Here is a 13,459-nt window from a genome sequence, read left to right as displayed (position 1 = left end):
CCCGTTAAATGCGTTGACCCAAACGTGATGTACGCGTCTCATTATTTGCGTGCTTCTTTTCATTAGCTGCAATAACATCCTTAAAATCTCGAATTCTACCGATGTAACCTATTACACCTAAATTAGTCAGCTTCAAGTCGTTCGTTAGGAACTCCAAATCCTTAACAGTGCGATCTGTTACTTCCTTGATAAATCCCCATGCAAAACCAGCGAATACGCCAAGGATAAGTCCGGCCAAAGTAATCAGCTTAACGTTTGGTGCAACAGGCGTTGAATTTGTCGTTGCTTTTGAGACGATTGAGACATTCGAGACAGACATAATTGACGCAACTTTATCCTTGAATACTTCAGCAATCGTATTGGCGATATCCTTAGACATCGTGGCGTCTCCAGACTTAACATTCACTGAGAACACTTGTGAATTTGTTTGATTAGAAATGCTAATCATCTTAGCAACTGAATCGGAGTTCAAATCAGTATTATCGTACTTTGCAGCAACTAACTTGTACTTAGCTGGTTGTGCTGGCACCGTTTGAACTTTCTCTCCAAATTCATCCGTAGTATATTGGGCCGGAACGGCGGCTTGAATTTGCTCTTTATGTGGCTTTGTCAAATCATTCACGACCGTGTTTAAAATAATTGGTCGTGTAATAATATCCTTATATGTATTGATAATTTGTACATCAGCTTGTTGATCTGCGTACTGCACCCCTGCTTGAGCGTTGTCTTGCTTGCGGTTAACAAGCAAGGCTGCTGAAGAACTGTACTGCGGGTGAATTAAAAATTTAGACACCCCAAAAGCAACACCACCAGCAATCACCCCAAGTGCTAGCATAAACGTCCAGTTGCGACGAACAATCAACCATAGTCGACCAAGATCGATTACGTTATCCATATAAATAAACCCACCTATTCTATATTGGTAATGATACCTTCAAAAAAATTTCGTTTTTAGCAAAAGAATTGCACATAAAAAAGACACATTTAAGTCTATCACTTTTTAAGGGGGGTTATGTTAAGACATAATTGCATAAAATATCATTTTTACAGTTGTTTATCACATTCTAAGATGCGTTTTGTCTTGAAATCAGGACTTAAATTGTGTTTTTCCTTTGCAATTCTCATATTCCGGCAATAAATTACAATAATGTCAATCACATATTACGAATGATTATCAACAACGATTTTCATTTTTTGAAAATTTCGTATTTTGTAACGAACTCTAACATCAAAAAAAGGCATCGCAATAATGCAATGCCTCCATGTCATAAAATTTACAAATACTGTTCAACATCTACAATCATCAATCGTGATCCAAAGTCCGTAGACTCTTCAACAATCTCCGCAACTCGACCAGTTGTTGCCTTATATTTTTCCACCACTGTATTCACTATACCTGAATGGCGAAAATTATCTGGCACTCTAACATATCCATTATCAACCAAATCATTTAACAAAAAATCCATGCTACGCTCTCCCTAAGAATAATGCATACACTACATAAAATGTTTTTAACCCACTCTCAAAAAACAAATCTAAGTTTACCACTTTTTATATGTCACTTTTGTTAAGAACTCATTTTCGGGTGTGTAGGCCCCACTGTTATCTCGAAAATTGGTCACACAAAAAAATCCCCACAAATCAAGCCTAATTTGCGGGGACTTTTACTATTAACTATATTTATTATTCAGCTGATGAGCTCTCTTCTGATGAAGAAGATTGATGATGAGCTTGACTCAGAAGAACTTGATGACTCTGATGAGCTAGCTTCTGAAGATGAAGACTTTGATGATGACTTATCAGACTTGTTTGTCTTTTCCATCGCAGCGGCTTGCGTGTACGTTGACAAAACGTTCTTCAAGTCTGAATCCTTGATGTTAACGTCGGCCTTAGCCAATTCGTTTCCGATTACAGCTTGAACCTTCGTTGAATCTGACATTTCTTGTTCAACCAGGATATCAGTCATCTTTGACTTCATGTCCTTGAATGGCTTCTTTTCATCACGTGAATCCATCTTGATGACGAAGTAGCCTGAGTAGGTTGATGACTTAACTGGGTTCTTCGTGTATTCACCCTTCTTCAAACCAAACGCAGCCGTCTTGAAGTCATCTTCAAGCGTTGTGTTAGTTGAGTCGAAGGCTTCCATCTTTCCACCCTTGTCCTTAGTAGAAGAATCCGTTGACTTCTCCTTGGCCAAGTCCGCGAACTTCTTACCTTCATCCAATTGCTTGATGATGTCCTTGGCTTCATCTTCTGAAGAAACCAAGATAACTGATACGTTCACGTCAGGTGTGTAGCTGTCATAAGCAGCCTTCAATTCCTTGTTAGAGAACTTTGAGTTTGACTTAACGGCTTGCTTCTCCAAAGCTTGTAGGCGCAATGAGTCGCGGAACGTATCTTCCGTTATACCATTGTTAGCCAAAGCTGAGGCGAATTGTGCACCGTATTGCTTCTTAACTGAGTTGAATTGTGAGTTAACTGACTTCTCAGAAACCTTGTCACCGTAGTTCTTTTCCAAAACCTTCTCGATGATCATGTTGGCCAATTGTTGTTGACCAGCACTCGTGTTCTTCAACTTCTTGTAATAATCAGCTTGTGAGATGTTACCGTCATTAGTTGTGGCGATTGACTTAGGACCAACGCCCCAGGCTGCCAATCCCAAAGCTGCCGCAACGACAACCAAAATAGCTACTACTTTCTTCCACATGGAAAAATGCCCTCTTTCAATATTTATATATGTGTTTTAAGTTTACCATACGAAGCTTTAACTTGCTTAAAGCACTTGGTAAGTCGCACCCATCGCAAAGCGTCCGTTATCAAGCGTTTGCTGAATATTCATATGTTCCGCAAAGTCCGCATCACGATAACGCAGACGTGATGTCTTGATACGCCATGGTAGATCCTTCAAATTATCAACCATTTCTTCGTCAGCCGTCGTTTGTTTATTCAACATGTAACGAACAATCAAGCGAAGCCATGAAACGCCCGTCACCTTATCAAGGAAGGCAATATGCGTAAATGGCATTGGTCGAATATCATCAGCCGTGACTTCACGGTCTAATGGCAAGCGATCCGTCACCAACTGGTACAAGCCAGCCGTATCCAGCGTCATCTCAGGTCGTGGCAATGATTCCCACAATGAATCCGTCATAGCCGATTGATCGAAGAAAATGCCACCGTTATCTTGATGACCAACCCCAATCACGTGCAATTCAAGCCCGTCATAGAAGTAATTCACGATGGTTTGTTGACCGTCACTTAGCATACTACTTGGTAGGTACTTTTCTTTGGCGATTACTTGAACATTTACACCCATCTTACGCAAACTTGTAATCAACTTAATGCGATTACCTGGCACAAACACACGCGTTGGTTGTTCAATTTCAATGACGTTCATCACATCAGAAATTTCCAACGGCTCATAATACTGCTTGTGCGCCAGTTGCGGAATGAATGTTAGATCCGTCGGATTGTTATTCATCAAAACCGTCTTGATACCTTGGCGTGACAATTCATCGGCCACCATCGCCATTGTGTATGATGCTGCGGCACCATCCCCAAGACGAAAGGCCCCCGTTCCAATCACCAAGGCTGAATCATCCCCAAGTCGCTCACTCTCATTCTCCGTTTCAAACGTTGAATAGAATTGTGAAACTGACTCTTCGAATTCACCAGCTGACGGCTCGAACGCCTTATACGTTGGCAAAATACCGTTATCCCAACGATAACGTCGCACCGCCTCGTACTTTTCATCCCATAACTTAGCTACCAAACCATCAGACAACCCGTAATACTTGGCTTGTTGCAAGGTATCGGTATCCCATGGATGATCCTTAACGGCGCTTTCCAAATTATTAATGCGCTCTAGTTTATAGAAGTAAAACGCATTAATCTTAGTCAACTCAGCCAATTCATCAACGGTATAACCACGACGGATTGCCTCAAGCAAAACTAGAATTCGGTTATCGCGTGGGTGAATCAATTGCTCAATAATTTCATTATCAGTCAACGCGTTCATCACAGTCGGTGAGAAGTTACGGTTGTTAAAGTGGGCGGCACGAATGGCCTTTTCCAACGCCTCTTCAACACTGCGTCCCACACCAATTGTCGCCCCAACTGACTTTTGCACGGTGTCCAAACGATTTCTCGGTTTGAATACCGACTGACTCTAGTTCACCAAAGGCAAACACTGGGAAACGAATAACAATGTGATCCATTGTTGGCTCTAACAAAGCTGTGTGCTCGGCATAAATTGATGGCACGCGCACCTTATCAAGGGTCTCACCCATCATCAAGCCAGCGATAACCGGCACCAACGGATAGCCCGTAGCGGCCACTAGCATGGCAGAGGTACGGTCAAAGTATGGCGTCAAACGTGTGATGACATACTCTTCTGTGGTCGGATTAACGGCGAAGCGTACTTCCAGCAAGCCAACGACGTTAAAGCCACGTGCAACTGTAAAGGCCGCGTTACGCAATTGCTGGAACACGGGGTCCGGCAACGTTTGCACCGGCGTAATCGCAATCGAATCAGCCGAGTGAATACCAACCGGATCCATATCCTCAACACCACCAATCAACACGGTCGTATCGCGCTTATCACGCACAACCACCATGGCAATTTCTTGGTAACCGCGAATACTCTTGTCCACGTTGACTTGGTGGGTCAACGAACGGTTCAACGCCGTTTCGGCTGCCCCTTCCAGTTCTTCCACATCTTCAACTTGGAGACGAATCGTTTGTCCAACTGGTGCCACCGAACGGACAACCACTGGGAAATCAAACTCACGCGCTGCATCGAAAACTTCACTGACATTGCTTGCCAAACGCGTTTGAATGGCTGGCAACTTCAACTTGGTGAGGCGCTCTTGCAGGTACTTGGTATTTTGTGTGGCTTGCATCACTGGCAATGTCATCCCCAAAACCTTGGGCGCATTATCACCAAGCAATTCAACAATTTCCGCTGACAAACGAACGGCTGTTGAGCCACCAACACTCGCGACCATCGCCGTAATGCCTTGTTCAACAATTACCTTAACCAAATTAGGTGCAGTCAACGCGGTTTCAATCACCGTCACATCATCGCGTTCAGTCGTAAAGCCAAATGGGTTATCATCGACAATCACGATTTCATGACCACGACGACGAAGCCCCTTCACCACTTGATAGCTTGCAGCATCACTTTCAGTTTCACGACCAAAATCATTGGCAGATCCACCGATAATTAAGATTCGTTCACTCATGATAGCCACCCTCCTCGACGTGCAGTCACCATTTCCATAAATTCATCAAAGGCCTGTGTTGCCTCAATTGGTCCTGGCGCTGTATCTGGGAAAAATTGCACACTAAACGCTGGGTAATCTCGGTGACGCAATCCTTGAATAATCCCGTCCGTCATATCGATATGTGTAACAAACATATCAGTGTCACGCACAGAATCTGGATCAACACTGAACCCTTGCCCCTGTGTCGCAAACATAATGCGATTCGTGATTTGCTCACGGATTGGGTGATTCATCCCATGGTGTTCAACTGGCATTTGTTGTAGTTTGGCACCATTGGCGAGCGCAAATAATTCATGTCCCAACCCAATACCAAACATTGGCACACGTTGCTCAAATTGACGAATAATATCAAACGTTTCATCTGGGATTTGACGTGGGTCACCCGGTCCTGATGACAACACAATACCATCGGGGTCCAAGTTAGCAACTTCATCCGATGTGGCGTTGTATGGCAACACCGTAACATTGGCATCAAAGTCACTTAGCATGCGCAAAATACCATTTTTCAAACCGAAATCTAGTACCACCACGTTCGCCCCACGCCCTGGGTTAGCATAAGCCTTTGGTGTTGAAACTTGTGGCACCTGACGCGTCGTCAAAACCATCGCACGCAATTGATCGAACGCGTGGTCATCTGGCGCATCAACAATTGAGGCCTTTTGCGTTCCCGTCTTACGCAAATGACGAGCCAAAGCGCGCGTATCAATTTGTGAAATGCCGGGTACATTGTGACGCTTCAAATAGTCGTGCAAACTCATTGATTGCAAACGATTGGTTGAGATATCGGCGACTTCACGTACTACCACACCTTTAACCGTTGGCACAATTGATTCATCGGCGCGGTGATTAATCCCAGCCGCCCCAATCGTTGGTGAGGTGAACATCACAATCTGATTGTGATAAATCGGGTTGGTAATAACTTCTTGATACCCCGTCATCCCCGTGTGAAAAACAATTTCCCCAAAATTCGTCGCAGGTGATCCAAACGCTTCGCCGGCAAAAATCGTGCCATCTTGCAAAATTAAATAACGTTTTGTCATGACGTCGTGCTTACCATGCATCAAACATGGCAAGTCCTCCTTTCCGTCCTGCGTTTTAATTAACGAATTTCAACTGAATCAACACCGTCAACTTCTTCAACATTGACGTTGATGCGCTCGGCGGCCGCCGTTGGAATGTTCTTCCCAACAAAATCGGCACGGATTGGCAACTCACGGTGACCACGGTCAACCAAAACGGCCAAGTTAACTACTGCTGGGCGGCCGTTATCCATCAAGGCGTCCAAAGCCGCACGAATCGTACGACCTGTGTAAAGCACATCGTCGACCAAGATAACACGCTTGCCGTCGATATTCGTATCCAACACAGCCTTCGTACCACGATCCGTTGCATCATCACGATAAGTTGAAATATCTAGCTCAGCAACTGGGATTTCTGCATTTTCCAATTGTTGCAAACGTTCTGCAATACGTTGGGCAATATAAACACCGCGCGTCTTAATTCCCACAATCACGAGGTTATTAATACCCTTGTTCTTTTCGATAATTTCGTACGTAATACGTGTCAAAGCACGTTGCATTGCCATTGCATCTACAATTTCTTTAGCCATAATCGAATCCCTTATCTGTTTATGTATACAAAAAGGCGTCACCTAAAAAATTAGGTAACGCCAAGTTTAAAATCAACATGTCTCGTTACCTCTTGCATCTCTCTGGATAGCATTAAGAAGTAACTTCATTTTAGCACGAAAACCGCGTCGTTTGGGACTTAGTTTGCGTCAATTTCTGCATATGGGTCTAATTGATCCAACATTTCCGTAAAGTACGCTGGTAATGGCGCTTCAAACGTCATTTCTTCACCAGTCGTTGGTTGCGTCAAACCAAGCGTTGCCGCGTGCAAGTATTGACCATTACCTGGCAACGTCTTCTTTGGTCCGTACAATGGATCACCAGCCACTGGGTGACCGATATAAGCCATGTGCACACGGATTTGGTGCGTACGTCCCGTTTCAAGCGTTACTTGCAATAGCGTGTAACCAACAAAACGCTTCACGACCTTGAAGTGGGTCACTGCGTCACGACCACCGGCCACAACTGCTTGCTTCTTACGGTCAGCAGATGAACGACCCAAAGGTGCCTTGATGGTTCCTTCGTTTTCAATGAATTCACCGTGAACAAGTGCGTAGTATTGACGCAAGTTCTTCTTGTCCTTCAATTGCGCTGACAATGCTTCGTGGGCCTTGTCATTCTTGGCAACCATCAACAAACCTGACGTGTCCTTGTCGATACGGTGCACGATACCAGGACGAACCACCCCGTTAATCGTTGAAAGTGGCGTGTGGAACATCAACGCGTTAACCAACGTGCCTGATTCGTGACCCAACGCTGGGTGCACAACCATCCCTTGTGGCTTGTTGACAACCAATAGGTCATCATCTTCATACACGATGTCCAATGGGATATCTTCCGGCTTCAAATCAATCTCAACTGGTTCAGGAACCGTAAAGGTAATTTCATCCCCTGGCTTCACGCTGTACTTAGCCTTCTTCTCGGCACCATTTACCTTCAAAACGCCGTCGTTAATCCAGCCTGTCACTTGGGTACGTGTATAATCTTCAAACGCATCAGCAACGACCTTATCAAGACGGCCAGTTTGGTCCGTGATTACCAATGTCTCTTCTGTCATAAAAATTCTCTATCCTTCAATCTTCTCTTGTAGAGCTTGCAACATGCGCTGCCCCATCAAAAAGCTGTATTGCTCACCGTCATGGCTAAACATTACCGTGTGCTTGTTAAATTGTACAAATTCCATATCCTTAAAGTGGATCTTCTCGGTGTGCATCCCAATAATGTGTGGGAAACGCAACGCATCATCTTCCAATGTCACACGTCGACGCAGAATGGTTGCAGCTGCTACGACGACAAACACGAAGAATGACACATATGTCCAAACGTTAAGTGTTGTCACCTCAAGCCACATAATCATGCCGAACAAGGCAATCATTAAAATCCACGTCCACGATACCCAGCCTACTAAACCGGCGGGTTGGTAAAAACCTTTCATGTCTACGCTCCTTTCGGGAGTTCATGCTATTTTCTAGTATAATGAAGTTAGAGGTTTTTGTCATGTTAATCAAGTTATATGCTGATGCTGCGACCCAAGGAAATCCCGGTCCAAGCGGTGCCGGCGTTGTTATCTCCGCCAACGGCAAGCAAACACAACTTCACCACGCACTGGGTGAAATGAGTAATCACGAAGCTGAATTCCGGGCCGCTATTTTTGCCTTTGAGCAATTACTACCCATCGCCTCACCCGACGATACAGTCATGTTTTACATCGATTCAAAATTAGTCGCGGATAGCATTGGTAAATCCTATGCCAAGCATTATCCAGAACTAATTGACACCCTAATGGCGCTGATTGATCGGTACAAGATTGTCTTAACAACCTGGATTCCCGATCGTGAAAATCAAGGCGCTCACAAGCTGGCTTTGCAAGCCATTCATTAATAGTAAAAGCGCGCACCCTCGGATGCGCGCTTTTTGCTTTATGATGCTTTCTTAATACCAATGCCTGTCCAAGCTGACAACAATGAGAACACTGGTGACAACAAGGCAAAGACGACAAATGGTGCGAAGTTGTGAACCGGTACGCCCAATGTTTGCGCGGCAAAGCTCCCCGCCACACCCCAAGGAACCAAGTAATTCACGACCGTTCCTGAGTCTTCCAATGAACGTCCCAAGGCCAAACGCGACAAGCCAACGCGATCAAACGCTGACTTCCAAAGTTGACCTGGCAAAATCGTTGACAGGTATTGCTCACCAATCATGAAGTTGGCTGCAATTCCGGTAAAGACGGTACCGGTAATGACACCAGCCCCACTCTTAATGCGGTTTGCAATTGGTGCCATAACGGCTTGCAAAATACGTTGTTCCGTTAGTAACCCACCAAGGGCCAAGGCCAACATAATGATAATCACCGTTGGCATCATGGCTAACATACCACCACGGTTCAACAACGCTTGTAGCATGTCATTCTTAGCTGTGGTCTTGAACCCATTCAACAAAATATCGGCCAACATTGCTGGTGTGTGGTTAAGCAAGAAGAATGCACCCGTCACTGCAACGTTGATTAGTAGCGTTGGAATAGCTGGCACTTTTGCCCATGCCATCCCCACCAACAAAACTAGCGGTACAATCGTCCACCAAGTTGGTGACAACAAGTCGGCCAAGCTAGCTAATTTTGCAGTCGATGCACCAGCATGACCTCCACCGATAATGAAGAAAATAATGAAAGATACAACCAACGCTGGCACTGTCGTCCACATTAAGTTTTTGATGTGCGCGAACAAATCAGTTTCTGAAATTGATGATGCCAAATTCGTTGAGTCTGACAACGGTGAACTCTTGTCTCCAAAAATCGCACCTGACAGCACAGCTCCGGCAACCAATGCTGGTTCGAATCCCATCGCTGTACCAACACCCATCAAGGCCACCCCGACCGTTGCAAGCGTGGTGAACGCTGATCCAATCATTGAACCGACGATGGCCGTTACCAAGACAGCACTTGGCAAGAACCACGCCGCGTTCGCAATTTTAAAGCCAATCCAGAGCATCGTTGGAATCACGTTCGTCCCCATCCACAATGCAATCAGCATCCCAATCAATAGGAACAAAAACAATGGTGCCAAAGCCGTTTGCAAACCACTCAACATATCACGTTGAATATCTTCCCACGTTGCGCGGTGTAGCTTGGCAAAAACCATCGTTACCAACAAACTTAGCGTCAATGGGATGTATGGCGATAATCCAAGGCCAATAATGCTACCGGCGAAAATAATAATCAAAATAACAATAAGTGCTAACGCTTGTCCAAAGCGTGGTGTTGCTTGCTTTTCCATATGTATCTCCTCGTTCGTTACAATCTAATCAGTTCAAATTTCAGTTATAGCTGCTGTGATAACGAACAAGTCCGCCAACGCCACGTGTTACATCAAATACCCCATGGTGTAAATCCTCCAAACAAAATAAAAAAGTCCCAGTAATCTGCAAAAACAGATTACTGGGACGAATTAGCAAAAATCCGCGGTACCACCCAAATTAGTCGCATACAATCGCATGCCACTCTCTTTCAGACTATTCCGTTGTAAATAGTTCAGTCAAAACACCTGCGCCACTCACAGCAACCGTGGCTTCTCTTACGTACAATGTTATGTCCTACTGATGTGTCTCAGTTTACGGAATAGATGAGTGCTTGTCAACACTAAAATGAGGTTTTTTTAATATTCGTCGGCGATTAGGTTATATTGCATCGCAATCCCGAGATTACCATTCGCTGTACGTAGCGCATCAATAAAGGCTTTGTCGTCCATCCCCTGCTTCATGCTTAGCAAGTACTGCAACTCGAACAATGACCCTAGTTCAGTGGTTTTAATACGCTTCAGAATGAATTTTTCGGTGTATTCGGTCAAAATTGCTTCAACCTCTTGTTTGTCGTACAAATCTTCAGGCACCGTTAGCTTGAGCAATTGATCAGTTGTAGCGTGACCACCAAAGTCCACCATATTCATCAGCAACATTGCCAGTAGCAATAATGTGGCGGCAATCACAGCGTACGCAATATATCCCAGTCCTGACGCCAAACCAATCGCCATCGTAAGGAGGACATACGTAATTTCAGCTGGATCCCCCGGCGCTGAACGGAATCGGATAATTGAGAACGCACCGGCCAATGAGAAGGCACGGGCGACGTTATTACCGACCAGCATAATAATGACCGCAATCACGACTGGCAATAAGACCAATGTAAATGAGAATTTTTGCGGTGACACTCTTGAATTATAGGTTTTTAAATAAACCAACGCCGTCACGAGTCCTAGCAGCATGGCGGTTACCATTGCAATGATAAATGTTGGCAATGTGATAGCAGTGCCAGAACTACTCGTTGTAAAAATTGAATTAAGCATGTGCAATTTCCTTTTGTAAAATATCTGTGTAAGTCTCGTCGCTAGCTTGGAAGCTACGTTTTAGACCACGTTCAAATTTTGAAAAATTCGTTGGACGCAACTGGTAATCGGCAACTATTCGGCGGAGAAATGTTGGCATCCCCAACTCGGTTTTAATCTCCATTAATACCATACCAGCAGGCAACAAGGTCGCACCGATTGTTTGGTTTGAAATACTCAAATCGCGTGTCGACGTCCTAATATTGGTGTCGAATGATATCCGTAAATCGCTATCGCATGACGTCGCATGAAGCGCAACTCGTTCGTACGCTACCTTAATCACCGGTTGCAATTGTTTGCGAGCTAGCGATAGGACTTCCCGACCAATTTGGTTATCTGGTAATTCACCGGCAGTCAGGAAGCGATTCGCCGTTTCATAATCGACCGTGATGCGTCGCTTATAGGTTTTCTTCAAAAACTTCTTTTTAATCTCCAACAAAACCGGCTTTTCGGCATTCGCCGGTCCATAAGATCGCATGCGGAGTCGCTGTTTAAATTCATTGGGTTCCAATCGCAACGCCTGCTGTGAGACGGCATCCGTTACTGATGCATAATAAAGCGATTGAATGGGATATGATTCTCCCGTTTGGTTGTAACAATCTAGGCGCATCTGTTCAGCTGCAAGCAACGCCTGCAAAATGCTCTCGTACTGCGCTTGGGTAATAATATATTTCACTTCATATCGATTGAAAACTTGCATATTTTCACCAATCAGTCCTAACGCATGCCACCGGCCGGCCCACCACCAGCCATTCCTTCAGTCAAACCAGTACCAGCCGTCACTTCAGTCGTCGTCCCGTTCACCGTTACCTTGTAGGTAGAACCTGACTTAATGTCGGTTGACGCGACAGCAACCGTGTCACCATCAGCGTTAACGGTGTAGCTTGCAATCGTCTTGTTTGCATCGTCAACCACGGTTACCTTGTCACCCTGCTTAACGCCGCTTGGCAACTTCACATAGGCATTGTCAAAGGTTGCTCCAGTGCCAGTTCCACCGTATAGTATAGTTCCGCCGTTGAAGGTCAACGTGCCATCCAAATCGACTGCCTCGTTGTCTGGGGATGAGCTAATCATCGCCTCGACCGTACCGCCTGACATTGTGATGTCCCCGTTTAAATCAAGGCCGTCACCACCAGCTAGGAAGGCAAGCTTACCAGCCGTGATATTCAAGATTGGCGTCTTGTAACTACCTGATGCATTCACTGCGTCATCCGTACTGCTAATCGTCGTTTCACCACCATCGATATCAATTTCATTGGCTTGCATACCTTCATATGAACTTGTGACCACAACCTTACCGCCTGAAATCACCAGCTTACGTTCGGCAGAAATACCGTGATTACCATCTTCCGTACCCGTGGCGACTGTAACGTCTCCACCGGTAATTTCAACCAATCCCTTGTTTTCGTCATTGTCTTGATTTGATTCAATCGCATCATCACCTGCCGATACATTAACCGTACCGTCGGTAATGTGCACTAAATCGTGACCAACTAAGCCGTCTTTAATTGCCTTGGCGAACACCGTACCTGACTTGATTTTCAAATCATCCTTGGTATAAACCGCATCCTTTGAATCACCGTTAATCGCGACCACACCATCCCCCTTAAAGGTTAAGTCGTGCGTTGCATAAACCGCTGCTTTCTCCTCGTCGGTATCAGTGATTGTGCCACCGTCAATCAAATTAATTGAATTGGTTGCTGATGAAATAATGGTCTTGTCCGCGTTCTTCTCATAGATAGCTGGACCAGTCGTCGATGTTAGATTCACGCCGTTCATAATGATTGTGACTTCATCCTTGTCACCGGCATCAACGACAATTTGTGCATCACTCGCTGATCCTGTCACGTAATACGTACCACCCTTAGAAATCGTGATAGTTTTATCGGACACCTTTACACCAGATCCAGTTGCCTTCGTCTTAGACAAATCCACCGTACCATCGGCCGTCACCTTGCCAGATGCATCACCGGTTTGCGCTGCGGTTGGATAAGCTGTTACAGCGAGCTTTTTCGTGGTGGTCGTCGATGAGCTTTTGGCACTAGCCGTTTTTGCTACTTCGGTATTCGTGTCGTCAGTATCTGATTGCATCACCGCATAACTAGCACCACCTAGCGCCATTACGCCTAGCACACCAATCGTGGCGACTGCTTTTTTATTTTTCATCATT

The 13,459-nt window shown here is 45.0% G+C and carries 14 protein-coding genes; 1 reads left to right on the top strand and 13 read right to left on the bottom strand.

Annotation, left to right across the window (positions count from 1 at the left end; translation table 11 throughout):
- Nucleotides 1-4: 4 nt before the first annotated feature.
- From OIT45_RS08895 to OIT45_RS08855, 9 genes are all read right to left on the bottom strand, one after another.
- On the bottom strand, nucleotides 5-895 hold the full coding sequence (locus tag OIT45_RS08895; RefSeq protein ID WP_264340003.1) for a YveK family protein: 891 nt from the start codon (nucleotides 893-895) through the stop codon (nucleotides 5-7).
- A gap of 379 nt (nucleotides 896-1,274) precedes the next feature.
- Nucleotides 1,275-1,466 carry a hypothetical protein gene (locus OIT45_RS08890; protein WP_199403752.1) on the bottom strand — a complete coding sequence of 64 codons (192 nt, stop codon included), beginning with the start codon at nucleotides 1,464-1,466 and terminating at the stop codon, nucleotides 1,275-1,277.
- Nucleotides 1,467-1,687: 221 nt separating this feature from the next.
- Nucleotides 1,688-2,707 carry a peptidylprolyl isomerase gene (locus OIT45_RS08885; RefSeq protein WP_264340002.1) on the bottom strand — a complete coding sequence of 340 codons (1,020 nt, stop codon included), beginning with the start codon at nucleotides 2,705-2,707 and terminating at the stop codon, nucleotides 1,688-1,690.
- A gap of 66 nt (nucleotides 2,708-2,773) precedes the next feature.
- Nucleotides 2,774-4,129: a hypothetical protein gene (locus tag OIT45_RS08880; protein ID WP_264340027.1), complete on the bottom strand. Its 1,356-nt coding sequence runs from the start codon at nucleotides 4,127-4,129 to the stop codon at nucleotides 2,774-2,776.
- Entirely contained in the window at nucleotides 4,083-5,243 is a 1,161-nt protein-coding gene (locus tag OIT45_RS08875; protein WP_264340001.1) for an ATP-grasp domain-containing protein, read from the bottom strand. The genes OIT45_RS08880 and OIT45_RS08875 overlap by 47 nt, the downstream gene beginning before the upstream one ends.
- Nucleotides 5,240-6,325, bottom strand: coding sequence for a carbamoyl phosphate synthase small subunit (locus OIT45_RS08870; protein WP_135798670.1), 1,086 nt, complete (start codon nucleotides 6,323-6,325; stop codon nucleotides 5,240-5,242). Before OIT45_RS08870 ends, OIT45_RS08875 begins: the two co-directional genes overlap by 4 nt.
- 59 nt (nucleotides 6,326-6,384) lie before the next feature.
- Nucleotides 6,385-6,894, bottom strand: a complete 510-nt coding sequence (pyrR, locus tag OIT45_RS08865; protein WP_161690636.1) for a bifunctional pyr operon transcriptional regulator/uracil phosphoribosyltransferase PyrR — start codon at nucleotides 6,892-6,894, stop codon at nucleotides 6,385-6,387.
- 158 nt (nucleotides 6,895-7,052) lie between these two features.
- Nucleotides 7,053-7,970, bottom strand: a complete 918-nt coding sequence (locus OIT45_RS08860; RefSeq protein WP_003609764.1) for an RluA family pseudouridine synthase — start codon at nucleotides 7,968-7,970, stop codon at nucleotides 7,053-7,055.
- Between the two features lie 9 nt (nucleotides 7,971-7,979).
- Nucleotides 7,980-8,348: an EbsA family protein gene (locus OIT45_RS08855; protein ID WP_135520104.1), complete on the bottom strand. Its 369-nt coding sequence runs from the start codon at nucleotides 8,346-8,348 to the stop codon at nucleotides 7,980-7,982.
- A gap of 62 nt (nucleotides 8,349-8,410) precedes the next feature.
- Here OIT45_RS08855 and OIT45_RS08850 point away from each other — a divergent pair, with 62 nt between their 5' ends.
- Entirely contained in the window at nucleotides 8,411-8,794 is a 384-nt protein-coding gene (locus OIT45_RS08850; protein WP_199403755.1) for a ribonuclease HI family protein, read from the top strand.
- A 38-nt stretch (nucleotides 8,795-8,832) separates the two neighbouring features.
- Here OIT45_RS08850 and OIT45_RS08845 read toward each other — a convergent pair whose 3' ends face one another.
- From OIT45_RS08845 to OIT45_RS08830, 4 genes are all read right to left on the bottom strand, one after another.
- Complete coding sequence (locus tag OIT45_RS08845) at nucleotides 8,833-10,185, bottom strand: Na+/H+ antiporter NhaC family protein (protein ID WP_199403756.1); 1,353 nt, start codon at nucleotides 10,183-10,185, stop codon at nucleotides 8,833-8,835.
- A 378-nt stretch (nucleotides 10,186-10,563) separates the two neighbouring features.
- Nucleotides 10,564-11,250: a DUF4956 domain-containing protein gene (locus OIT45_RS08840; protein WP_199403757.1), complete on the bottom strand. Its 687-nt coding sequence runs from the start codon at nucleotides 11,248-11,250 to the stop codon at nucleotides 10,564-10,566.
- Entirely contained in the window at nucleotides 11,243-11,989 is a 747-nt protein-coding gene (locus OIT45_RS08835; protein WP_199403758.1) for a polyphosphate polymerase domain-containing protein, read from the bottom strand. The genes OIT45_RS08840 and OIT45_RS08835 overlap by 8 nt, the downstream gene beginning before the upstream one ends.
- 17 nt (nucleotides 11,990-12,006) lie before the next feature.
- Nucleotides 12,007-13,458 carry a carbohydrate-binding domain-containing protein gene (locus OIT45_RS08830; RefSeq protein ID WP_264330112.1) on the bottom strand — a complete coding sequence of 484 codons (1,452 nt, stop codon included), beginning with the start codon at nucleotides 13,456-13,458 and terminating at the stop codon, nucleotides 12,007-12,009.
- Nucleotide 13,459 lies beyond the last annotated feature (1 nt).

Source organism: Weissella sp. LMG 11983 (assembly GCF_025908495.1).
In the GTDB taxonomy this organism is placed as follows: domain Bacteria; phylum Bacillota; class Bacilli; order Lactobacillales; family Lactobacillaceae; genus Weissella; species Weissella fermenti.
This window is presented reverse-complemented; position numbering and strand designations above follow the sequence as displayed.

Excerpts from the sequence above, each read along its gene's own strand:
- OIT45_RS08895 (WP_264340003.1), bottom strand. The coding sequence starts at position 895 with ATGGATAACGTAATCGATCTTGGTCGACTATGGTTGATTGTTCGTCGC.
- OIT45_RS08890 (WP_199403752.1), bottom strand. The coding sequence starts at position 1,466 with ATGGATTTTTTGTTAAATGATTTGGTTGATAATGGATATGTTAGAGTG.
- OIT45_RS08885 (WP_264340002.1), bottom strand. The coding sequence starts at position 2,707 with ATGTGGAAGAAAGTAGTAGCTATTTTGGTTGTCGTTGCGGCAGCTTTG.
- OIT45_RS08875 (WP_264340001.1), bottom strand. The coding sequence starts at position 5,243 with ATGAGTGAACGAATCTTAATTATCGGTGGATCTGCCAATGATTTTGGT.
- OIT45_RS08870 (WP_135798670.1), bottom strand. The coding sequence starts at position 6,325 with ATGACAAAACGTTATTTAATTTTGCAAGATGGCACGATTTTTGCCGGC.
- pyrR (WP_161690636.1), bottom strand. The coding sequence starts at position 6,894 with ATGGCTAAAGAAATTGTAGATGCAATGGCAATGCAACGTGCTTTGACA.
- OIT45_RS08860 (WP_003609764.1), bottom strand. The coding sequence starts at position 7,970 with ATGACAGAAGAGACATTGGTAATCACGGACCAAACTGGCCGTCTTGAT.
- OIT45_RS08855 (WP_135520104.1), bottom strand. The coding sequence starts at position 8,348 with ATGAAAGGTTTTTACCAACCCGCCGGTTTAGTAGGCTGGGTATCGTGG.
- OIT45_RS08850 (WP_199403755.1), top strand. The coding sequence starts at position 8,411 with ATGTTAATCAAGTTATATGCTGATGCTGCGACCCAAGGAAATCCCGGT.
- OIT45_RS08845 (WP_199403756.1), bottom strand. The coding sequence starts at position 10,185 with ATGGAAAAGCAAGCAACACCACGCTTTGGACAAGCGTTAGCACTTATT.
- OIT45_RS08840 (WP_199403757.1), bottom strand. The coding sequence starts at position 11,250 with ATGCTTAATTCAATTTTTACAACGAGTAGTTCTGGCACTGCTATCACA.
- OIT45_RS08835 (WP_199403758.1), bottom strand. The coding sequence starts at position 11,989 with ATGCAAGTTTTCAATCGATATGAAGTGAAATATATTATTACCCAAGCG.
- OIT45_RS08830 (WP_264330112.1), bottom strand. The coding sequence starts at position 13,458 with ATGATGAAAAATAAAAAAGCAGTCGCCACGATTGGTGTGCTAGGCGTA.